The sequence below is a fragment of the Methylobacterium sp. Leaf113 genome (genome assembly GCF_001423325.1).
GTDB lineage: Bacteria > Pseudomonadota > Alphaproteobacteria > Rhizobiales > Beijerinckiaceae > Methylobacterium.
Genome location: NZ_LMNJ01000011.1, coordinates 85,414 through 107,927, shown reverse-complemented (window position 1 = coordinate 107,927; position 22,514 = coordinate 85,414). Strand labels below are relative to the sequence as shown.

The following is a 22,514-nucleotide window of genomic DNA, read 5'->3' as shown; positions in this document are numbered from 1 at the left end:
ATGGTACTGTGTCTCAAGACACGGGAGAGTCGGTCGCCGCCAGACCTGCTCAGAACAAGGTTCGTCCACGCCCATCCGCGTCGACCCACATTCCCTCGAAACGATCCCAGGTGGCGCGGGGTGGAGCAGCCCGGTAGCTCGTCAGGCTCATAACCTGAAGGTCACAGGTTCAAATCCTGTCCCCGCAACCAAACACAAAAGCCCGCCCTGGGAGAACTAGGGCGGGCTTTTTCGTGTCTCGGCCCTCAGCGCAAACCCAGAATGTTTCGGGCCTCGGAGGGCGTCGCGACCCGGCGGCCGTGGCGCCGCACGGTCTCGGCCGCCAGCGCGACGAGTTCGGCATTGCTCGCGGCGAGGCGCTCCCGGGTGATCCGGATGTTGTCCTCCAGGCCCGTCCGCACCGCGTCGGCACCGCGCGCCAGAGCCCAGTCCATCACCTCCGCCTGATGCCGGCCGATCCCGGCGGCCGTCCAGGTCGCACTCGGCAGGATGCGCCGCATTTCGCCGAGGAGCAGGTCCAGGAGGTGCGGATCGGCCGGCAACGCGTTCTTGACGCCCATCACAAACTGCACGTGCGGGCGCGCATCGATCAGTCCGGCTTCGGCCAACCGGAGGGCGCCGTGGAGATGGGACAGGTCGAAGATCTCGATCTCGGGCCGGACGCCGAACCGCTTCATCTGACCTGCCAGATCCGACACCAGCACCGCGTGGTTCTCGTACACGATGGTAGGGAAATTCACCGATCCGGTCGAGAGCGAGGCCATGTCCGGGCGGTGCTGCAGGGACAGCCCTCGGCTCGCCGGATCGCGTCCGCGTCCGCCCGTGGAGAATTGCACGATGAGGCCCGGGCAGTGCCGGCGCAGGCCATCCTGCACGGCGGCGAATCGGTCCGGGTCGGAGGACGGGGTCTCATCGTCGTTGCGCACATGGATATGCGCCAGGGTGGCGCCCGCCTCGTACGCCTCCCGGGTCGAGGCGATCTGCTCGGCCACAGTCACCGGAAGGGCGGGAGTGTCGGATTTGCGCGGTACCGAGCCGGTGATCGCCACGGCGATGACGACGGGGTCGGTCTTGGCGGAGTCTGTCACGCATTGTCTCCCTGGCGGATGCGGTTGTCGCGTTCCTCACCGCTCCGCATGGCCGGCAGCCGCGGTGACCGCAAGCCTCCCGACGCACGGTCTCGCGCCCTCACCCGGAGGCCTTGCACCGCCTCGCGTGACAGAACCCTTTCCGGCCCTCGGTGCTCGCTTTAAGGTTCCGCCGCATGAGCGACACGATCCTGATCCTGAACGGCCCGAACCTCAACCTGCTCGGCCAGCGCGAACCGCACATCTACGGGCACGAAACGCTCGCGGACGTGGAGGCCCGATGCCGGAGCCTGGCCGCCGGATTCGGCCTCACGATCGCGTTTCATCAGAGCAATGCCGAGCACCAGCTGATCGACTGGATCCAGGCCTATCGGGTCGATTGCGCCGGCATCGTGATCAATGCCGGGGCCTACACCCATACCTCGATCGCGATCCTGGATGCCTTGAGCGCCTGCACGGTTCCGATCGTCGAGTGCCATATCTCGAACGTGTATCGGCGTGAGTCGTTTCGCCATCATTCCTACGTGTCGCCCGCCGCCACCGCGGTGATGGCGGGCTTCGGCACCCATGGCTACGAACTCGCCATCCGGCACCTCGCTCACCTGCGCGAAGCCCGGCAGGCTTAGGCAGCCCGCGGCCGCATCAGGCGGCCCGCATTCGCAGCCGCGCGAGGCTGTTCCAGGCCGGCGCCAGGACGAAGCTCGTGATCGGGATGAGGGCGGCGCCGACGGCGAGGCCGACGAGGCCGGAGCCCGCCGCCGTCACCAGCCACTCGACGATTCCCGCAAGCGGACCCGCGACGCTCGCAGCCTGAACGGCAACCGCGTGGATGGCATGACCGATTTCGGGCAAGCCATAGGTTTCGAGGCCATGCACCAGGATGCCGCCGCCGACCCAGATCATCGCGGCGGTGCCGACGATGGCCAGGATCTTGAGGAAGCCCGGCATGCCCTTGACCAGGGCGCGACCGAAGCCCCGGACGAGGCTGCCGAACGCCGACCGGCTGGTGTTGCCCGCCATGGCGACGCCGGCATCGTCCGCTTTCACGATCAGGGCGACGCCGCCATAGACCGCGACCGTGATTCCCACCGCGACCACGGCCAGAACCGCCGCCTTCATCCAGAACGAGCCCTCGGGCAGGGCCGCCAGGGTGATCGCCATGATCTCGGCCGACAGGATGAAGTCGGTCTTGATCGCGCTGGATACTTTCTGGTCTTCAAGCGCCTGGGCATTGCCGGCCGCCCCGTCGCGCTGGGCCTCGTGGGCGTGGGCCTGATGCGGGAACAGGGCCTCGTAGACCTTCTCGCTGCCCTCGTAGCAGAGATAGGCGCCGCCGAGCATCAGCAGCGGCGTGATGGCCCAGGGCGCGAAGGCGCCGAGCGCCAGGGCGGCCGGCAGCAGGAACAGCAGCTTGTTGCGCAGGGAACCGAGGGCGATGCGGCCGACGATCGGCAGTTCGCGCTCGGCGGCGAAGCCCACGACGTACCGGGGCGTGACCGCCGCATCGTCGATGACGACACCGGCCGCCTTCACGCCGGCGCGGCCCGCCTGCGCCGCCACATCGTCGAGGGAGGCCGCCGCCACCTTGGCCAGGCCCGCGATGTCGTCGAGGAGCGCGATCAGTCCGATACTCACGAGAAATCCTTCCTGGGCACACCGCCGGCCGTCGCGGACCATCGTACGGGATCGGCGCTCGGCAAGCTCAGCCTTTACTAGAGACGAACGGCAGGTCGATTTGATCCGTGCCGATGCGGGAATGCCAAGGGCGAGACCGAATGATCTGTCCACACCTTCGCGATCGGGCGGAAGGTCTGTTCAGGCACAGCCGTCGGCTCCTTCGCGGCGGGCTTTATCACGGCCCCGAGCCTCCTGCCGAAGAGAAAGTGCGTACTGCGCCGGGATCGTCTCGACAAGTACTGGATGCATCCCGTATGATACCGGAATGCTCGTTGTGAAATGGATTTCGCCGAGCGGATTTTACTGGGAATTCGAAGCCGATGAAGCGCCGCAGCGCGCGACCGTTCACGGTCGAAATCAAGCACAACCGCGCCTCGCTGTCCGAGGCCTCCGCCCGTCCCCGCAAAGACCAGAACCTCTGGCACGACGTTTCCCTGGAGGATGCGGACACCCGCGTCGAAGCGCCGGCCGCCCCCGCGGCGTGGGGTGAGGCGAGCGCGTCCAAATCCGGGACATCCAAGTCCGGGACGTCGAAGTCTGGGTCTTCCAAGCTCGCCTCATCCAAGCTTGAGTCGTCCACACCCGAGGCCCCGGCCCGGCGCATCCTGCCGAGCCTGCTGCCGATGTTCGTACCCTCGCCCGAACCGGAGGTTCAGGCCGCACCCGTGGTCGAGCGGTTGCCACGCGTCCGGCGCGTCAAGCCTCCCGCGCCGCGTCAGGCCAAGCCGAAATCCGGTTTGAAAGATACGTCGGACTTCGACGCCAGCCCGCGCGCGGCCTTGCAGGTGCAGCAAGAAGCGACGGTGCCGCCGGCTGCGGCCGCCCCGCCTGTCGCACGACCAGCCTCGATGGCGTCCCCGACCGACGCCCCGGCGGCATCGCTGCGGGCGACGCGCCGGGTCCAGAAGGACGTCGCCCTGCGCCCCGGGGAGCGTTGGAAGCGGCGCCTGCCCCGCGCGCTCTGGTAGAGCGCGCGTCCCCGCGTCGGTCCTGGACCTCCAGCCGATGATGTCGGGCCCGACCGTTGGCGGGCCGGGATGGCGCGTCCTCCTCAGCCGGGCTCACCCCCGCCGAACCCGAACCGGAAGCGCCGCCACGGTGCGGTTGCCCTCCCCGCGTGAGGCCGCTGGATTCGCTCATCCGGGGATGTGTCCTTCGGGCTCGGAGCGATGAGGTGGGGGCTCGGCTGACTTCGCTCGGCGGCAGGGGCTCCCGGCCGCCCCAATGCCTCCTCACAGACTCGCACGATCGCAAGGCGGCCTTGAAGCCGCCCGGTCAGCCGTACCGGGTTGTGCGCGAACCGGTGTTCCCGGAAACCATGTGGTGAGGACGCGGAGCCGCGGGCTCGGCGCACCGGTGCCGGAGTGCCGACTGGCCATGGCGTCAGGTTGTGGTGGATCGCCGACCACCGACCACCGACCATCGACCCGGGTGGAAGCCGGCGCTCCCTGTCTTCGTTCTGTCCTCGCCCTGCCCTCGCACGACCGCTCGCCCATGAGCTGCGCGCCGGTGCCGTTTGACGATGCTGCCTGGTCAGCAGCCTGTCGGTGCGCGCTGGGCCGGAATTCTCGATCCGGCGCCCATTGACAGCTTCGCCATGCCAAAATAGATGATGATCATCATTTTTATAGGCGGATGGTTCGACCGTGGGGCGCAGAATGGATACGAGGGTGATGCTGGGGCTCGCGGGCCTGGCCCTGTCGGCCTGCTCGCCGGCCGAGACGGCGGTGACGCCGGAGCCGCCGCTGGTTCAGACCGTGGTGGTCGCGTCCGCCCCGGGTGGCGTTGCGCGCTACACCGGAGTGATCCGTGCCCGCACCGAGAGCAACCTCGGCTTCCGGGTCGGCGGCAAGATCTTCCAGCGCCTGGTCGATCCGGGCGACCGCGTGCGCCTTGGCCAGCCGCTGATGCGCCTCGACCGCACCGATTTCACCTTGGCGCTCAACGCCGCCCGCGCCTCGGTCGAGGCGGCCCGTGCCCAGATGATCAAGGCTCGGGCCGACGAGGAGCGCAGCCGCAAGCTGGTGGCCGACGGCTGGACCTCGAAACAGACCTACGACCAGAACAAGGGTGCGGCGGACGCGGCGAACGCGCAATTCGCCAATGCGGAGGCCCAGGCCAGCCAGATCCAGAACCAGGCCGGCTACGCGGAGCTCCAGGCCGATGCCGACGGCGTGGTGATGGAGGTTCCCACCGAGCCCGGCCAGGTGGTCGCTGCCGGCCAGACGGTGGTGAAGCTCGCCCGCGACGGCGCGCGCGAGGCGGAGGTGTTCCTGCCCGAGGGCAGCCGGCGGGCTGCCGAAGGCGAGGCCTCCGCCACTCTCTACGCCGACGGAGCGGCGACCTACCCGGCACGCCTGCGCGAACTCTCCGCCACGGCTGATCCGGCCACCCGCACCTACCGGGCACGCTACATCCTGTCGGGCGGCGGCGAGGCCGCGTCGCTCGGCGCCACCGTGACCCTGCAACTCCGCGCCCTCGACGCCGGCCGGGCCGCCCGGGTGGAGGTTCCGCTCGGCGCCCTGTTCGATCAGGGGCACGGCAGCGCCGTCTGGCGCTACGACGCCGCCACCGAGACGGTGAGGCCCCAGCCCGTGCAGGTCGCCCGCATGGGCGAGGAGCGCGCCGAGATCGCCGCCGGCCTGGCCCCGGGCGACCGGATCGTGGCGCTCGGTGCCCATCTCCTCAAGGCCGACCAGCGGGTGCGCCAGGCGCCGCCGAGCATGACGGGTGTGGTGCGATGAGCGGCTTCAACCTCTCGGCGCTCGCCGTTCGCGAGCGGGCCGTCACGCTGTTCCTGCTGATCGCGCTGACGGGGGCGGGCTTCTTCGCCTTCGAGAAGCTCGGGCGGGCCGAGGACCCGGCCTTCACCGTGAAGGTGATGACGGTCTCGGCCGCCTGGCCCGGCGCCACGGCGGAGGAGATGCAGCGCCAGGTCGCCGATCCTCTGGAGAAGCGTCTGCAGGAACTGGTCTATTACGACAGGGCCGAGACGACGGTCCGTCCCGGGCTGATGATGACGAAGGTCATCTTCAAGGACAACATGCCCCCGGCCAAGCTCGCCTCGGAGTTCTATCAAGCGCGGAAGAAGCTGTCGGATCAAGCCTCAAGCCTGCCGCGCGGCGTGCTCGGGCCGCTGTTCAACGACGAGTTCTCGGACATCTACTTCGCCCTCTACGCCGTGCAGGCCCGGGGCCTGCCGCACCGCCAGCTGGTGCTGCGGGCCGAGGACATGCGCCAGCGCCTGCTGCGCGTGCCCGGCGTCGAGAAGATCAACATCCTGGGCGAGCAGGCGCAGAAGATCTTCGTCGAGATCTCCTACCAGCGCCTCGCCACCCTCGGCATCACCGGCCAGCAGCTGCTTGCCGCGCTGGCCAACCAGAACGATGTCACGCCGGCCGGCTTCGTCGAGGCCGCGGGCCCGCGCGTGTACCTGCGCCTCGACGGCGCGATCGACGGGATCGATGCGATCCGCGACCTGCCGGTGGCCGCCGGCGACCGCAGCCTCAAGCTCGGCGATATCGCTGAGGTCACGCGCGGCTACGAGGACCCCAAGACCTTCGAAATCCGCAACGACGGCGCGCCGGCTCTGATGCTCGGCCTGGTGATGAAGCCCGGCTTCAACGGGCTGAAGCTCGGCGAGGCCCTCAACGCCGAGGAGGTGGCGATCCACCACGAGACTCCGGTCGGCATCACGTTCACCAAGATCACCGACCAGGCCAAGGTCATCGACGACGCCATCCACGAGTTCATGGTCAAGTTCTTCACCGCCCTCGGCGTGGTGATCTTCGTGTCCCTGGTGGCGCTCGGCTTCCGGGTCGGAATCGTGGTGGCGCTGGCCGTGCCACTCACCCTGTCGGCGGTGTTCGTGGTGATGATGATCACCGGCCGCGATTTCGACCGGATCACGCTGGGCGCCCTCATCATCTCGCTGGGACTTCTCGTCGACGACGCCATCATCGCCATCGAGATGATGGTGGTGCGCATGGAGGAAGGCGCCGACCGCATCGAGGCTGCGACCTATGCCTGGAGCGCCACCGCCGCGCCGATGCTCACCGGCACGCTGGTGACCATCGCGGGCTTCCTGCCGGTGGGCTTCGCCGCCTCCACGGCGGGCGAATATGCCGGCAACATCTTCTGGGTGGTGGCCTTCTCGCTGATCATCTCGTGGATCGTGGCCGTGACCTTCACGCCCTATCTCGGCGTCAAGCTGCTGCCGAACATCAAGAAGGTCGAGGGGGGACACGAGGCGATCTACGCCACCAAGAACTACGAGCGCCTGCGCCGCCTCGTACGGATGTCAGTCGACCACAAGTGGCTCGCCGCCGGCATCACGGTCGGGCTGTTCGCGCTCGCCGTGGTGGCGATGGGGCGGGTCGAGCAGCAGTTCTTCCCCAATTCGGAGCGGCCCGAACTCATCGTCGAGGTCACCCTGCCGGCGGGTTCGGCCTTCAGGACTACCGAGGCCAGCGTCAAGCGGGTCGAGGCGGCATTGCGCGATCTGCCGGAGGCGGGCGAGATCACGAGCTACATCGGTCAGGGCATGCCCCGCTTCGTGCTCTCCTTCGACCCCGAACTACCCGATCCGGCCTTCGCGCAGATCGTGGTGCAGACGGCCGACGCCCAGGCCCGCGACGCCCTGCGGGGCAAGGTCCGCGCACTCGTGGACGAGGGCCGCTTCCCCGAGGCCCGGGTGCGCGTGCTGCAGATCGTGTTCGGCCCGCCGATCCGCTTTCCCGTCGCCTTCCGGGTGGTCGGACCCGATCTCGACGTGATCCGGGGCATCGCCGCCGAGGTTCGGGAGGTGATGGCGGCCAATGCCAACATGCGCCTCGTCCACCTCGACTGGGGCGACAAGACCCCGAGCCTGCATCTCGCCCTCGACCAGGAGCGCCTGCGCCTGATCGGCCTGACCCCGAAGGAGGCCGGCCAGCAATTGCAGACCTACCTCAACGGCACGCCCGCCACCCAGGTGCGGGAAAACTTGCGCTCCGTCGACGTGCTGCTGCGCAGCCCCGGCCCCGAGCGACGCTCGCTCGGCGAGATCGGCGACCTGACCCTGGCGACGAAAGACGGACGGCAGGTGCCGGTCTCCCAGGTGGTCCGGCTGGAGAGCCGCACCGAGGACGTGGTTCTCAAGCGCTACAACCGCGAGACCTACATCCGCGTCCAGGGTGACGTGCTCGACGGGAAGCAGCCGCCCGACATCCACGCCCAGGTCTTCCCCCTGCTGGCGCCGATCAAGGCCAAGCTTCCGTCGGGCTATCGCATCGACACGGCCGGCGCCGTGGAGGAGAGCGAGAAGGCGATGCTGTCGCTGGTGGCGGTGTTCCCCATCATGCTGATCGTGACGCTGACGGTGATCATGATCCAGGTGCGCTCCTTCGCCACCATGTTCATGGTCTTCGCCACCGCCCCGCTCGGCCTCGTGGGCGCGGCGCCGACCCTGCTCCTCTTCCACCAGCCCTTCGGCTTCAACGCGATCCTCGGGCTGATCGCCCTGTCGGGCATCCTGATGCGCAACACCCTGATCCTGGTCGACCAGATCCACCACGATCAGGCGGCGGGGCTGTCGAACTACGAGGCCATCGTGGAATCCACGGTGCGACGGGCACGCCCCGTGATCCTGACGGCGGCCGCGGCCATGCTGGCCTTCATCCCGTTGACCCACTCGGTGTTCTGGGGGGCTCTGGCCTACGTCCTGATCGGCGGCGTCGGCGTCGGCACCCTGCTGACCCTGCTGTTCCTGCCGGCCCTCTACGCCCTGTGGTTCCGGGTGGGCCGAACCCCCGCGCCGGTGCCGGCCGGACAAGCCCCGCTGGCGAACCCGGCCGAGGCTTGATCGGCACGGAGCTGATCGAACCCCTCCCGGCCCTCCGGTCCGGGGCGGGGCGTTCCGGAATCGCGCGGCCCGATCGGCGCGCGCGGTCCATCGACCGGCCCACGCTTGTGCCCCCTCGCGCGGGCCGGTCGATCGGCGGAGGGAGTGGAAGCTGTTTTAAATGATGCCGCGCATCCATATGAGGGGGCGCAGACGAGGGTGGCGACGGACGAGGAGCGGCAGATGCCGAGGGTATCCCAGGAGCAGGCCCGGCTGAATCGCCAGCGCGTCGTCGAGGTCGCCTCGGCCCTGTTCCGCGAGCGCGGTCTGCACGGCGTCGGAGTGGCCGACATCATGGCGGCCGCCGGCCTGACCCATGGCGGCTTCTACGGTCAGTTCGCCAACAAGGAGGCCCTGGCGGCCGAGGCGTTCGACGCCGCGATCGCGGAGGAGTACCGGGGCGGTCCCGAGACCCTTCTGGCGAACTACCTTTCGGAGGCCCACGTCCAGACCCCCGGAAAAGGATGCCCCCTCGCGGCCCTCGCCAACGACGTCGCGCGGGAGCCGAAGGGATGCCCCGTGCGTGCGCGCTTCACCCGAGGGGTCGAGGCGCTCGCCACCCTCCTGGCCGACCTGTCGCCGAAAGCCGCCCGCGCGCGCCGGCGGCAGCGCTCCCTGGCGACCTTGTCGACCCTGGTCGGCGCCATCGTGCTGGCCCGGGCCGTCGACGACGAGACGCTGGCCCAGGAACTGATCGAAGCGGCCCGCGCCGCCGTCACCGCCTGAACCTCATGACCCCAAGTCCCGCGGCGGTCCCGGCTCGCCCGGTGGACTCCCTGGAGTCTGTTGTTTTCGTTTGTCTCGTCGGGACAACCGGTTTCCACTGATCCCTGACAAACTTTCGGCAAAGGGCCCGAGGCGAGACCGGGCTGTCGTTGGATCGAGGGGGATGTGTTCGCCCTGACGTTCGGGGTTCCCGGCGCGAAACGCGGCGGCCGACCTTTTCACCGAACCTTGATGGAGCCGTCACGCTCCCACCGTGTTTTGCCGGCAGGTTCGGAAGCCTGAGCCGCACCGGCTCGGATCTTCTGCTCGAGCCGCACCGGCTCGGATCTTCTGCTCGAGCCGCACCGGCTCGGATCTTCCGCTAGCGCGCAACCTTCGGGGGCAACGTTGAACGCCGAAGACACCACCCTACGGCAGGCTCTGGCCGTGGCGAATGCGAAGGCGGCGGCCGCGGAGCGCCGGTTGATCGAGTCCGAGGCCCGCTACACCGCCCTGCAGACCGAGCAGCATCAGCTCGCGCGCGACCTCCAGCATCATGTCCGCAACATGTTGGCCGTGGTGCGTGCCGTGGCGCAGCGCTCGGCCGAGACCAGCGAGAGCGTCGAGGACTACGCCATGCATCTCGACGGGCGGCTGGCGGCGCTTGCCCGCGTACAGGGCGCGATGACGCTCAATCCGCGGGCGAAGCTCGACCTCCACGCGCTGATCTCGGACGAGCTGCTGTCGGCCCAGGCTCAGGAAGGCCTGCAGGTCGCTCTGTCGGGGCCGCCCGTACTGCTGCAGCCCCAGGTCGCCGGGACTCTCGGTCTCGTCTTCCATGAGCTGACGACGAACGCGGTCAAGTTCGGGGCCCTCAGCCATGCGGAGGGGCGGATCACCGTGTCCTGGCATGTCAGCGCCGATCCGTGGCCGAACCTGGTCGTCACATGGCGCGAGCAGGGGGGACCGCCCGTCGCCGCATCGCCGCGCAAGGGGTTCGGCCTGGGCTTGCTCGAGGATGGACTGCCCTACGAGCTGAAGGCCCGCGCGGATCTGCGCTTCGAACCGGCGGGTCTCGCCTGCACCATCATCCTGCCGCTCTCCGAGCGGATCTGCGCGGGAGCCGCCCTCCCCTGAAGCGGCCTTCGCCTCAAAGCCGCCCTCCCCCGAAAGCCGCCCTGCCTTGAAGGAAGAAGTCGTTCCGGGGCGCCCCGTCAGCCGAAGAGCGCGTCGGTGACCATCGACAGCTCGAGGGGCTTTTCGCAATGGCGCACGCCGGCGTAGCGGCTCGGGATGGCAGCCTTCTCGTAACCGGTGGCGAACAGGAACGTCACGCCGCGTGCCTGCAGGGCATCGGCCACCGGGTAGACCGTCTCGTCCTGCAGGTTGATGTCGAGCACCGCCGCGTCGATCTCGGGCGTCGCCGCGATCAGCGCCAGCGCCTCCCCCACCCGCGGCACCGGCCCCAGCACCTCGGCCCCGCAGGCCTCCAACTGATGACGCAGGTCGTCCGCGATGAAGTACTCGTCTTCCACGACCAGCACGCGGCGGCCGGCGAGCGAGGGAGCGGCGGAATGCGAGGCACCGGCCGGATGGGTTGGATGGGTCGGATGGGTTGGATTCATGGAACTGACGCGACTCATGGGCTGACCTTCCTGGTTCGTTCGGTGAGGGGCAGGTCGATCGAGCAGTGCAGCTCCGTCGCCCCGAGTTCGTAGCGCGTCCGGGCCTGCAGCGCGTAGGGTAACGCCCGCTCGATCAGCTCCCGCCCGTAGCCGCGCCGGCTGGAGCGCTCCTCCGTGGAATGGCCGATGTCGTGCTCCATCCATGCCAGCACGAGGCGCCGGCCTTCGTCCTCGGATTCCTTGACGAACCAGCGCACTGCGAGCCGGCCACCCTCGGTGCTCAGCGCACCGTATTTGCGGGCGTTGGTGGCCAGCTCGTGCAGCGCCAGCGCCAGCGTCTGCACCATCGAAGGGCGCAGAAGCACCTCCGGCCCCTCCAGCGCGATATGACCCTCGGTCCGGGCGCCGAGCGCATCGAGCTCCAGCCGGACGAGCTGGCCGATCGTGATCGGCTCGCTCTGCGCCCGGGAGAGCAGACCCTGGACGCGCGACAGCGCCCCGAGCCGGGCGTTGAACTGCTCGCGAAAATCCTCGCCGGGGCCGGTCTGGGTCATGGTCTGTTGCGCGATGGAGCGGACCACCGCGATCAGGTTGCGCGTCCTGTGCTGCAGCTCGGCAACCATGACGGTCTGCTCCTCCTGCAGCCGGCGCAGGTCGTCGACGTCGGTCGTCGTGCCGAGCCATTCAAGGATGTGCCCCGACGGGTCGCGCACCGGGACCGAGCGGGTGCGATGCCACAGGTAGGGCCCGTCGCTCGCCCGCCGGACGCGGAACTCCGTGTCGAGCCGGCCGTGCGGGCGCGCTTCGTCCCATGCCCGCAGGCTCGCCTCGCGGTCGTCGGGATGGACCGCGTCCAGCCAGCCGAGGCCGTGGGACGCCTCCTGGCTCTGGCCCGTGAATGCGAGCCATTGCGGCCCCGCCCAGGTCCAGTCACCCTCGTCGCGGGAGCGCCAGACCAGTTGGGGGATGCCCTCCATCAGCGTGCGCAGCCGCCCTTCGCTCTCCCGCAGCGCGGCCTCGACCCGCTTCAGCTCGGTGACGTCCTGGCCGACGCCGCCGACGCGTTCGACGGCTCCGCTAGGCCCCCGCATCGGAAAATCGGTGTTCCTGAGCCAGCGCAGACCGCCGTCGGGGCGGTGTACCCGGTACTCGAAGGTGGCATGCCCGCCTTCACGGACGCGCTGGATGCAGGCCGCCGCCGTTTCGCGATCGTCCGCGACGATCAGGTCGGTCCAGTTGCGGAAGGTGTCGCCGGTGAGCGCATCGGTGACGGACAGGCCGTAGATGGCCTCGAAGGCAGGGCTCAGATACTCCCATTCGAGGGTGGTGGCGTCCCGGATCCAGAGAACCTCGGAGGAGGCCTCGGCGAATTGTCGAAACCGCGCCTCGCTCTCCCGCAGCGCTTCGTCGCCGCGGTGGCGAGCGATGTAGTTGGCCGCCGTCCAGGCGAGCAGGTCGACCAGCCGCAAGGCGTCGTCGCTCGGGCGGTGGGGCTGGCGGAACTGGGTGCTCAGGACGCCGACGAGATCGCCCTTCCGGCTGATCATGGGGGTGCACTGGAAGGCGTGCACCTCCGAAGCGGCGACGAGGTCACCGTCCGGCGTCCCCGCGAAGCCGGGAATGTCCGCCATATCGGCCACCACCAGCTGCTGACGGCGGACGCGGGCGAGTTCGCAGCCCTCGGTGAAGCTGTCCTGGCGGAAACGCTCGATGACCGGGGCGTCGGGCTCGTAGCCGAGCGCGCGCACGATCTCCAGGGTCTCTCCGGTGTTGGCGACCAGTTGGATGACGCCACGGTCCGTCTTCGTGAACGCGACGGCGGCGGCCAGGATCTCGTCCAGAGCCGCCTCGAAATCCGCCGTGTCGGAGATCCGGGACTGCAGGTCGTGCAGCCGCCGCATGCCGGCGAGGTCCGCGGCCAGGCGGCCCTCGCTCTCCCGCAGGGCCGTCTCGGCCTGGACCCGTTCGACCGAGGCCCAGGTGCGCTCGGCCACTTCCTCGATGAGCGCGATATCGTGGGGCGACCAGTCCCGCGGAGCGCGGCTGTGGACCGCCAGCACGGCGACGAGGCGGCCGGTCTTGACGAGCGGCACGTCGACGAGGCTGGCGACCGAGATCCGAGCGAAGGCCGCGCGCGCCGGTGCGGTGCGGAGATCGAGCGCCACATCCGGAATGGCGACGGTCTGTCCCTGCCGCAGTTCCGCGATGAAGGCCGCGCCGAAATCCTCGAGACGGTGGCGGCCGACGTTGCTCGGGATGGTGCCGTCGTTCCAATCCCGCGTGACCGTGACGTGATCGCCGGAGGGGTCGGCTTCCGCATAGGTGACCTGGCCGGCGCCGAGATGCTGGCCGAGGGCCGCCGTGACCATCGCGATGACCGCGTTCGGATCGGTGTGGAGGCGCAGCGTGTCGGAGAGGCGCAGCAGGAACGTCTGCCGTGCCTCGCTCGCCCGAAGCCGCTCGTCGAATCGGTGCTCCTCCGTGACATCGAAGCTCACGCCGTTGACGATCCAGGGCCGCTCCGCCTCGGCAACGCCGCGCCAGCGCACCCAGCGCCCCCGGGCGGGTCCCGCGACGACCTCCAGCAGGCCGTCGAACTCCTCACGGTTGGCGATGGCGCGGGTCACCATCTCGTGCATTGCGATCTGCCCCTGCGGGGACATGCGATCGGTGAAGGCGGAGAGGGGGCGAGCCTCCTCGGCGGCCGGGAATCCCCACAGCGCCAGGAACGCCGCGTCACCCCAGATCAGCCGCTCGCGCAGGTTCCAGCACCAGGTGCCCATGCGGCCGCCCTTGAGAGCGATGCGGCGAAGCGCTTCGCTCTCTCGAAGGGCGGTTTCGATACCGGCTTTTTCCCGCAAGGCCGCTTCTTTCTCCCGCAGGGCCGCTTCGAGAGCCGCGAGTCGGCTCCGAAGCGCCTCGATGTCCACGGCGACGGTCACGTCGCGACACGGGGTGCGCGCGCGGCTGAACGACCGGCCGGGGACGGAAAGCGGGGAATCGGCACGGGGTTGTCCGCGCCTCAGGCCAACCCGCTGACCAGCCCGAAGGCAGCATGCCCTTTCGCGCCGTCGACAGGCTGCAGATAGGCCGGGTTGAACTCCCCGATCTCCTGGAGGCGCCTCACCTTGAGAAGCCGCAGGCTCTTGCCCCTGAGCTCGACCAGACCCTGGCGCCGCAGCTCCTGAAGCGTGCGGTTCACGTGGACGTTCGAGAGGCCCAGCGTGTCGCCGAGATCCGCCTGCGTCAGCGGCAGGGGACAGGAATCGCCCTCGGCCATGCCCACCATCTGGAAGCGGGTCAGAAGCTCGCAGAAGAGGTGCGCCATCCGCTCCATGGCCGAGCGGCAGCCGAGATTCACCACCCACTCGCGCGTGGTCGCCTCCTCGAAGAGCCTGGCCATGCGCAGCGCCTGCGCGATGTTGGGGTGGCGGGCGACCAGATCCGCCAGGGCCTGGCGGCGGATACGGACCACGACGGAGGAGGCCAGGGTCCCCACCGCATGATCCATGCGACCGAGATAGGACGCATCGACATCGCAGAGATCGCCCGGCAACAGGTACGCCATGATCTGACGCTGGCCGGCCTGACGCTGCTTGTAGCGGCAGGCGAAGCCTTCGAGCAGCATGACGGCATCCCCCGATCCTTCCTCGCCGCGGATGAGGTCGACGCGCGGCCCGAGCAGCCGCGGCGGGAGACTGATCTCCTCCAGGGCTGCGACATCCGCCGCGTTCAGGCTCACCAGGCTTTGGAGCTTCCGGATCAGCGGGTTGCGACCGGGGTCAGGCTCGGCCGTCCTGACCGGAGTAGCGGGAACGAGGCTAAGACGGGCGTTCATGGATGCGGCTCCCAGAACGCCGGCAGCATCAGAGCAGGCCGGCAGACAAACGGGCGATGTCCGCGACCGTAATCCAAAGGGTATGCGTTTGTTATCCCTCAGTGTCTGATGGTGTTGTGTCCGACACTTCCCCAATGTTCGATAAAATACCAATTTAACGCATGTTATAATCGGTTCTTTCGCCTGAGAAAGAGCAGTTTCTTCATGGATTTCACTGTCAAGGTCGTGCCGTCACGGCTTCGATGACTGCCCCGATCGCCTCGGATCGATCATGCCGGCTGGTGATGTGCTGGCGTGACCTGTTCGCGTGTGACCTGTTCGCGCCTGCCTTTCGCGCCTGCCTTGCCGCCTCCCCCGCGGCATTCGTCGCGATCCCGCTCTCAGCCGGTCGCGTATTCCAGTTGCGGCGCGAGCACGCGGTCGTCGTCGGCCTGTATGGTGACCGGGATGGTCTTGGCCGCCGGGGTCTTGCTGCCGATCGCGTAATGCCAGATCGGCAGAAGCACGTTGCATTCCGGATAGTAGCCGCCGATGCAGCCGATGGGGATGTCGTAGGCGACGACGAGCATGTCGGAGAGCCGGCGGTCGATGCCGTCGTCCGCCACCGTCTTCAGAGTCACGGCCTGGCCGATCTTCAGCCCGAGCCGGTCGATGTCCGAGCGGTTCATCAGCACCACCTTGCGGGTGTTCTTGATGCCCCGGAAGCGGTCGTCGTAGCCGTAGACCGTGGTGTTGAACTGGTCGTTCGAGCGCAGCGTGATCAGGCGCAGCACGTCGTGCCCCACCGTCGGCATGTCCGCATCCTCGTCGAGGCCGCCGGGCGTCACGATGTTGGCCCGGCCCGTCTCGGTGTGCCACTGGCGCTTGCGCGCCGGCAGGTCACGCTGGAAACCGCCCGGCTCCCACATCCGCCGCTCGTAGTCCCAGAACGACTCGGGCAGCGTCTCGCCGATCGCCTTGCGGATCTCGGCGTAATCCTCCTGCCAGACGTCCCAGATCACACGTGGATTGGGGTCGAGCACCCGCCGGCCCAGCTCGCAGATGAGCCGGATCTCGCTGATGAGGTGGGGCGAGGCCGGCCGGCGCACGCCGCGATTGCCGTGGATGCAGGCGGAGGTGTCCTCCATCGAGAGGACCTGCTGCCCCATCTTCGTCTCGTCGATCTCGATGCGGCTGATCACCGGCAGGATGTAGCTGATCTCGCCCGGCAGCAGGGCCGAGCGATTGAGCTTGGTGATCACGTTGACGGTGAGGCGCAGGCGGCGCCAGGCCGGCTCCATCTGGCCGTGATCGGGGATCGCCCGGACGAAGTTGCCGCCCAGCATGAAGAAGGCCTGGACCTCGTCCTTGAGGATCGCCTCGCAGGCCTCGACCGTGTTGTAGCCGGCCTCCCGTGGCGGTTCGAAGCCGAACTGCGCACCGAGCCGGTCCAGGGGAAACAGCTCGGGCTTCTCGGTGATCCCCACCGTGCGCTGGCCCTGCACGTTGGAATGGCCGCGGATCGGGCAGATGCCGGCGCCGACGCGGCCGAGATTGCCGCGCATCAGCAGGAGATTGACCAGCATCTGCACGGTCTCGACCCCGGCCCGGTGCTGCGTCAGCCCCATGCCGTAGACGCCGATCACCGCGTGCGAGCGGCCGTAGACGGTGGCGGTCGCCTCCATGTCGGCCCGGCGCAGGCCCGAGCGCCGTTCCAGTTCGTCCCAATTCTGCGCGCGGAGCCAGTCGGCGAAGGTGTCGAAGCCCTGGGTGTGCTCGGCGATGAAGGCCTCGTCCAGCACCCCCGGGCCGCCCGCCGTCCGCGAGGCCTCGTGCGCCTCCAGCACGGACTTGCAGATGCCGGCGAGGGCCGCGAGGTCGCCGCCGGCCTTGACCTGGTGATATTGCGAACTGATCCGGGTGTCCTTGCCGGTCAGCATCTCGGTCGGTGATTGCGGGTTCAGGAACCGTTCCAGCCCGCGCTCGCGCAAGGGGTTGTAGGTGATGATCGGGACGCCGCGCTCGCTCGCCTCCTGAAGCGGATGGAGCATGCGGGGCGCGTTGCTGCCCGGATTCTGGCCGAAGAACAGGATGCAGTCCGTCTTGCCGAAATCCTCCAGATTGACCGTCCCGACCGGCTGGCCGATGCTGGCGGGCAGCGCCACCGAGGTGGTCTCGTGGCACATGTTGGACGAGTCCGGCAGGTTGTTGTTGCCGTAGAGCCGGGCGAAGAGCTGATAGAGATAGCTCGCTTCGTTCGACAGGCGGCCTGAACTGTAGAACACGGTGCCCTTTTGACGATCGTCGACGGCGCGCAGTTCGCGGGCGATCTCATCGAGGGCATGCCCCCAGGAGACCGGCACGTACTTGTCGCTGCTGGCGTCGTAGCGAAGCGGATGGGTCAGGCGCCCCGGCTGTTCGAGGTGGTAATCGTCCCAGCCCCGAAGTTCGGTGACGGTGTGCTCGGCGAAGAACTTCGGCGTGCAGCGATGCGCGGTCAGTTCCCAGGCCACCGCCTTGACGCCGTTCTCGCAGAACTCGAACGGCAGCGGGTTCGCGGGCTTCACCCAGGCGCAGCTGGTGCACTGGTAGCCGTCGACCTTGTTGTGGCGGGTCAGCGCGATCGGGACGCTCGCCAGCACACCCTCGCGCCTCAGGATGTTGCCGACCGAACGGGCCGACCCCCATCCACCGGAGGGCATGCGGTAGGGCTTGAAAACGGGCTTTTTCAACGAATGATCTCCCTGTCGCCGCGACCTGAACGACGCGCTGGGGCCGAGGCCGACCGGCCGGATCGACCTTTCCCGTCGGAGCCGGGAAACATTGCCCGCCTGCCCAGGTTGCACCTCCAACCCGCCGCCTTGGCGTTTGTTCGAAACTTGGCGTTTGTTCGAGAGATTATGCTCTGGGCTTAACGAAGGTTGTCGTCATGATTACCCAAGACTATCTGCTGAAGAAGCCCGCTCGACCATCGGTGCCAAAGATGTTTCTCGATACGCAGATCGTCCCGGTGGCCGTCAATGCCGCGGGCGCGTTCGAAGTCGCGCTGGACCGGACGGCCCGGCGCCTGGGTGTCCGGCCGGTCGTGATCGTCGCCGTGGGCCTCGCCGGATTAGGCCTCGCGGCGGCGAGCCTCGCCGGATGGTCCGGAATGCGTCGCAGGCAGCGGTGGACGCGCGTCGTCGAACAACCGCCGCTGCGCGAGATTGCCCCCGCCCCGCGAGACGACGGCGCGAGGATGTCCGGGACCGGACGGACGCCGCAGGACCATCCGGACCGGTCGCAGGGTCGGTCCCGCGCGGATCTGGCCGCCGAACGGGCGCCCGGACCATGGACGCCCGACGCGGACCTTCGCGCCCGTCAGGAACGGCTTCTGGACGAGGCGATCGAGGAAACCTTCCCGGCCAGCGACCCGATCGCCCCGAAGCGGATCACCCGCTAGGCAACCCGCACAGCGGAGGTTGGGCGAGCCCGTCCGGCGGGTCGTTTCCGTGGCGTTCTGCTCAGAGATTTTCCCCGGGAGAGCCATTGCCGGAATGGCGGCCGATCACGGGTGCCGACAGGGAATTCTCACGGCGCAGCCTGGGTTGGACGCGAAGGCGGCGCCGCCGAGAAGCCGTTGCGGCGCACGGAGCGCCTCCTGCGCGAGGATTGTGCGCACCAGCCGGACCGGATCGTCACGGCGTAGGGGCGAGGCTTTCGCGGTGTCGCGCGACGGCGATGAGGCCCGAGCGTCTGCGCCATAGAGCCGGAACCGGACCCGGCCCAACGGCCGGATGCGAGACGGCAGTGGGTCGAGGCGGAACCCGACGGGCCCGGCCCTCGCGGCGGTCTCGCCTTTTGAACAGGCGCCGACGCCCGGCGGCCACGCCGTGGTGCGTCGGTGCTCCTGCGCGCTGGCTCAGCTCCGATTTTACACGTCGAGGTTGGCGACGCTGAGCGCGTTGTCCTGGATGAACTCGCGGCGGGGTTCGACCACGTCGCCCATCAGCTTCACGAACAGATCGTCGGCGTCCTGGGTGTCCTTGACCTTGACCTGGAGGAGCGAGCGCACGTCGCGGTCGAGGGTGGTCTCCCACAGCTGCTGGGCGGTCATCTCGCCGAGGCCCTTGTAGCGCTGGAGCTGCAGGCCCTTGCGGCCGAAGGCCATCACCGCCTCGAACAGGCCGACGGGGCCGTGCAGGGTCGTCTCGTCGCCCTTGCGCGCGTAGGTGACGGGCTCGTCGTAGATCTCCCGCAGGGCTTCCGCCCGGTCGGCGAGGCGCCGGGCCTCCTGCGAAGCCAGGAGCGAGGCGTCGAGGGTCGCCACTTGGCGCACGCCGCGCAGGGTGCGGCTGAGGACGTAGCCGCCTTCCGAGACGGAACCTTCCCAACCGCGCTCGATGTCGTCGGCGATCCGGTCCATGCGCCGGGCGACCGTCCCGGCCAGACCCTCGGCCTCAGCCGCGTTCTCGTCGACATTGGTCCGGAACGCGCCGGCGATCAGGGCCTGCTCGACCACGGCGCGGTCGTAGCGGGTGTGGAGCGCCTGCATCAGCCCGCGGAACTGGCGGGCCTCCTCGACCAGGGACTTCAGCTGCGCGCCGCCGAACTCGGTGCCGGAGGCGAGCCGCAGCACGGCGCCCTCGACGCCGGCATCGATCAGGTAATCCTCCAGCGCCCGCTCGTCCTTGAGGTAGAGCGCCGACTTGCCCTTGGCGGCTTTGTAGAGGGGCGGCTGGGCGATGTAGAGGTGCCCGCGCTCGATCACCTCCGGCATCTGCCGGAAGAAGAAGGTCAGCAGCAGGGTACGGATGTGCGAGCCGTCGACGTCGGCATCCGTCATGATGATGATGCGGTGGTAGCGCAGCTTTTCGGGGTTGAAGCCCTCGCGGTCGGTCGATGACCGTCCGATGCCGGCGCCCAGCGCCGTGATCAGCGTGCCGATCTCGGCCGAGGACAGCATCCGGTCGGCGCGCACGCGCTCGACGTTAAGGATCTTGCCCCGGAGGGGGAGCACGGCCTGGAAGGTCCGGTCGCGGCCCTGCTTGGCAGAACCGCCGGCGGAATCGCCCTCCACCAGAAGGATTTCGCATTTCGAGGGATCGCGCTCCTGGCAATCGGCGAGCTTGCCGGGCAGGGAGGCGATGTCGAGGACGCCCTTGCGGGTCACGGTCTCGCGGGCCTTGCGGGCCGCCTCGCGGGCCGAGGCCGCCATGATGACCTTGGCCATCACCGAGCGGGCCAGCGTCGGGTTCTCCTCGAGCCAGTTCGACAGGCCCTCGTTGAGGACGTTCTCGACGGCCGGGCGCACCTCGGAGGAGACCAGCTTGTCCTTGGTCTGCGACGAGAATTTCGGGTCCGGCACCTGCACCGAGATCACGGCGGTCAGGCCCTCGCGGCAATCCTCGCCGGTGAGCGAGATCTTTTCGCGCTTGGCGATGCCGGACGATTCCGAATAGCCGGTGATCTGGCGCGTGAGGGCGGCGCGGAAGCCCGCCATGTGGGTACCGCCGTCGCGCTGCGGAATGTTGTTGGTGAAGGGCAGCACGGTCTCGTTGAACGAGTCGTTCCACCACAAGGCGACTTCGACGCGGATGTTGTCGCGCTCGGCCCGCACCATCACGGGCTTCTGCATGCCCTCGATCGGTTTGCGGGAGCGGTCGAGGTAGCGCACGAAGGCCTCGATACCGCCCTCGTAGAACAGCTCCTCGCGCTTGTGCTCGGCGTGGCGCGCATCGGTGAGGACGATGCGCACGCCGGAATTCAGGAAGGCCAGCTCGCGCAGGCGCTTCTCCAGGGTCGCGTAGTCGAACTCGATCATCGTGAAGGTGTCGGTGGACGGCAGGAACGACACCTCGGTGCCGCGCCGGCCGTTGCCGTCGCCGACGATGATCAGCGGCGAGACCGCGTCGCCGTGGCGGAACTCCATGGCGTGCTCCTTGTCGTTGCGCCAGATGCGCAGGCGGAGCCATTGCGACAGGGCGTTGACCACGGAGACGCCGACGCCGTGCAGGCCGCCGGAGACCTTGTAGGAATTCTGGTCGAACTTACCGCCGGCATGGAGCTGGGTCATGATGACCTCGGCCGCCGAGACCCCCTCCTCCTTGTGGATGTCGGTGGGGATGCCGCGGCCGTTGTCGGAGACCGTGACGGAGCCGTCGGCGTTCAGCGTGACGGTGACGAGGTCCGCGTGGCCCGCGAGCGCCTCGTCGATGGCGTTGTCGACCACCTCGTAGACCATGTGGTGCAGGCCCGAGCCGTCGTCGGTGTCGCCGATATACATGCCGGGGCGCTTGCGCACGGCGTCGAGCCCCTTGAGGACCCGGATGGATTCCGCGCCGTAGGCATCGGCGGCGAGATTGTGGGAGCTGTCGGACATGAACTTCCTCGGGCAGGCGGGCACTTGGGCTGAGCTGTCGGCCCAGGCCGGACCCCCGCGCGCCTGCGTTTCGTACTTGCTCACGCAATATAGGCGTTTCGCGTTGAGAATGCATCGTTTCCGGCGCTTTGCGAGCCCGGAAACGACGGGATGATGGGCGGTCGGCTTTAACGATCGGTCAAGGCCGCCTCGCAGGCGCGACGGCGGCGCCCTCCACCCCAGTTGCGGCGTTCGTCGATCGGTCCGGATACGGGGTGTGCGCCGGGGACGGACGGGGACACGGGCACGTTTCCTCCCCCCCCCCCTCGTAGCAGGCAGGGCGATCACGGATGGCACCACTCCGTCCTTCCGGGGCGCCGCAGGCGAGCCCGGCCCCGAAGGCGGGCGCCGGGGACGTGCAATCCAGAGCCGCTGACGGTGCAACGTCTTGCGCCACCTGCGTTTCTGGATCCCGGGTTCCGCTACGCGGCCCCGGGATGACGGGGCGCTACGAGCGGGTCTCCGACGCGCGAATCCCGCGGACTCTCAGGCCTGCCGGGCTTCGATCCTGCCGAGCCTCAGTTTCGCCAAGCCTCACTCGACAAGGCTCAATCCTGCAGGAACGGGTTCGTCATCCGCTCCTCGCCCAGCGTGCTGGTGGGGCCGTGGCCGGGGATGAAGGCGACATCGTCGCCGAGCGGCAGGACCTTGTCCTTGATCGCCCGGATCAGCTGCTCGTGGCTGCCGCCCGGCAGGTCGGTGCGGCCGACCGAGCCCTTGAACACCACGTCGCCCACCAGGGCGAAGCGCGCGTCGCGGCTCATGAACACCACGCTGCCGGGGGAGTGGCCGGGGGCGTGCAGGATGTCGAAGGTCAGGCCGCCGACCTCGACCACGTCGCCGTCGCCGAGCCAGCGGTCCGGCGTCACCACCCGGGCGCCGTCGATCCCGTAATTGGCGCCGGTCTCCGGCAGGCTGTCGAGGAGGTAGCGGTCGGCCTCGTGCGGACCCTCGATCGGGACGCCGAGACGGTCGCGCAATTCGGCCGCCCCGCCCGCATGGTCGATATGGCCGTGGGTGAGCAGGATCTTCTCGATGGTGATGCCCTGGTCGGCGATCGCCGCCGTGATCCGGTCGAGGTCGCCGCCCGGATCGACCACGGCGCCGACCTTGGTCTCGTCCGACCAGATCAGGGTGCAGTTCTGCTGGAAGGGGGTCACCGGGATGATTCCGGCGCGGGGCGTGCCTGGCATCAGGGGTCTCGCGGGATGGCGCCGGGGCGGTGCCGGGTCGGCGCAGGGTTGACGCGGGGAGGTGTGGCGCCGCGGCGGCGCCGGTGGCCGCCTGTCTAGCCCGAGATCGCCGTTGGCGCGAATCCGCC

15 protein-coding genes and 1 tRNA gene are annotated in these 22,514 nt (G+C 68.8%); 8 read left to right on the top strand and 8 right to left on the bottom strand.

The features are described from left to right. The first annotated feature begins 114 nt into the window (after positions 1-114). Positions 115-191, top strand: a tRNA-Met gene (locus ASF60_RS09190). Between the two features lie 54 nt (positions 192-245). Here ASF60_RS09190 and ASF60_RS09185 read toward each other — a convergent pair. Next, positions 246-1,088, bottom strand: a complete 843-nt coding sequence (locus tag ASF60_RS09185; RefSeq protein ID WP_056183640.1) for a 3-keto-5-aminohexanoate cleavage protein — start codon at positions 1,086-1,088, stop codon at positions 246-248. Between the two features lie 176 nt (positions 1,089-1,264). Here ASF60_RS09185 and aroQ point away from each other — a divergent pair, with 176 nt between their 5' ends. After that, positions 1,265-1,714 (top strand): type II 3-dehydroquinate dehydratase, encoded by a 450-nt coding sequence (aroQ, locus tag ASF60_RS09180; RefSeq protein ID WP_056183638.1) that lies wholly within the window; start codon positions 1,265-1,267, stop codon positions 1,712-1,714. 16 nt (positions 1,715-1,730) lie between these two features. Here the strand turns inward: aroQ and ASF60_RS09175 are convergent, their stop codons facing one another. Then, on the bottom strand, positions 1,731-2,723 hold the full coding sequence (locus ASF60_RS09175; protein WP_056183660.1) for a DUF808 domain-containing protein: 993 nt from the start codon (positions 2,721-2,723) through the stop codon (positions 1,731-1,733). 362 nt (positions 2,724-3,085) lie between these two features. On the opposite strand from ASF60_RS09175, the gene ASF60_RS09170 reads away from it, so the two are divergent. The 5 genes from ASF60_RS09170 to ASF60_RS09150 all read left to right on the top strand — a co-directional run bounded on the left by ASF60_RS09170 (position 3,086) and on the right by ASF60_RS09150 (position 10,488). Beyond that, positions 3,086-3,733: a hypothetical protein gene (locus ASF60_RS09170; protein WP_056183636.1), complete on the top strand. Its 648-nt coding sequence runs from the start codon at positions 3,086-3,088 to the stop codon at positions 3,731-3,733. A 690-nt stretch (positions 3,734-4,423) separates the two neighbouring features. Further along, positions 4,424-5,509: an efflux RND transporter periplasmic adaptor subunit gene (locus ASF60_RS09165; RefSeq protein ID WP_056183634.1), complete on the top strand. Its 1,086-nt coding sequence runs from the start codon at positions 4,424-4,426 to the stop codon at positions 5,507-5,509. Further along, complete coding sequence (locus ASF60_RS09160; RefSeq protein ID WP_056183631.1) at positions 5,506-8,607, top strand: efflux RND transporter permease subunit; 3,102 nt, start codon at positions 5,506-5,508, stop codon at positions 8,605-8,607. The genes ASF60_RS09165 and ASF60_RS09160 overlap by 4 nt, the downstream gene beginning before the upstream one ends. 222 nt (positions 8,608-8,829) lie before the next feature. Next, on the top strand, positions 8,830-9,372 hold the full coding sequence (locus ASF60_RS09155) for a TetR family transcriptional regulator (RefSeq protein ID WP_056183658.1): 543 nt from the start codon (positions 8,830-8,832) through the stop codon (positions 9,370-9,372). A gap of 387 nt (positions 9,373-9,759) precedes the next feature. Continuing rightward, complete coding sequence (locus ASF60_RS09150; RefSeq protein WP_056183629.1) at positions 9,760-10,488, top strand: sensor histidine kinase; 729 nt, start codon at positions 9,760-9,762, stop codon at positions 10,486-10,488. A 77-nt stretch (positions 10,489-10,565) separates the two neighbouring features. Here ASF60_RS09150 and ASF60_RS09145 read toward each other — a convergent pair whose 3' ends face one another. From ASF60_RS09145 to ASF60_RS09130, 4 genes are all read right to left on the bottom strand, one after another. After that, positions 10,566-10,994 carry a response regulator gene (locus ASF60_RS09145; RefSeq protein WP_244478378.1) on the bottom strand — a complete coding sequence of 143 codons (429 nt, stop codon included), beginning with the start codon at positions 10,992-10,994 and terminating at the stop codon, positions 10,566-10,568. Continuing rightward, positions 10,991-13,918 (bottom strand): PAS domain-containing protein, encoded by a 2,928-nt coding sequence (locus ASF60_RS09140; RefSeq protein WP_156633967.1) that lies wholly within the window; start codon positions 13,916-13,918, stop codon positions 10,991-10,993. Before ASF60_RS09140 ends, ASF60_RS09145 begins: the two co-directional genes overlap by 4 nt. A gap of 80 nt (positions 13,919-13,998) precedes the next feature. Next, positions 13,999-14,814: a Crp/Fnr family transcriptional regulator gene (locus tag ASF60_RS09135; RefSeq protein ID WP_082507832.1), complete on the bottom strand. Its 816-nt coding sequence runs from the start codon at positions 14,812-14,814 to the stop codon at positions 13,999-14,001. A gap of 380 nt (positions 14,815-15,194) precedes the next feature. After that, on the bottom strand, positions 15,195-17,495 hold the full coding sequence (locus ASF60_RS09130; protein ID WP_056183624.1) for an FdhF/YdeP family oxidoreductase: 2,301 nt from the start codon (positions 17,493-17,495) through the stop codon (positions 15,195-15,197). Between the two features lie 227 nt (positions 17,496-17,722). Here ASF60_RS09130 and ASF60_RS25135 point away from each other — a divergent pair, with 227 nt between their 5' ends. After that, positions 17,723-18,235 (top strand): hypothetical protein, encoded by a 513-nt coding sequence (locus ASF60_RS25135; protein ID WP_200940940.1) that lies wholly within the window; start codon positions 17,723-17,725, stop codon positions 18,233-18,235. Positions 18,236-18,706: 471 nt separating this feature from the next. Here the strand turns inward: ASF60_RS25135 and gyrB are convergent, their stop codons facing one another. Then, positions 18,707-21,154: a DNA topoisomerase (ATP-hydrolyzing) subunit B gene (gyrB, locus tag ASF60_RS09120; RefSeq protein ID WP_056183622.1), complete on the bottom strand. Its 2,448-nt coding sequence runs from the start codon at positions 21,152-21,154 to the stop codon at positions 18,707-18,709. 587 nt (positions 21,155-21,741) lie between these two features. Beyond that, on the bottom strand, positions 21,742-22,386 hold the full coding sequence (locus ASF60_RS09115; protein ID WP_056183620.1) for an MBL fold metallo-hydrolase: 645 nt from the start codon (positions 22,384-22,386) through the stop codon (positions 21,742-21,744). Positions 22,387-22,514: the final 128 nt, after the last annotated feature.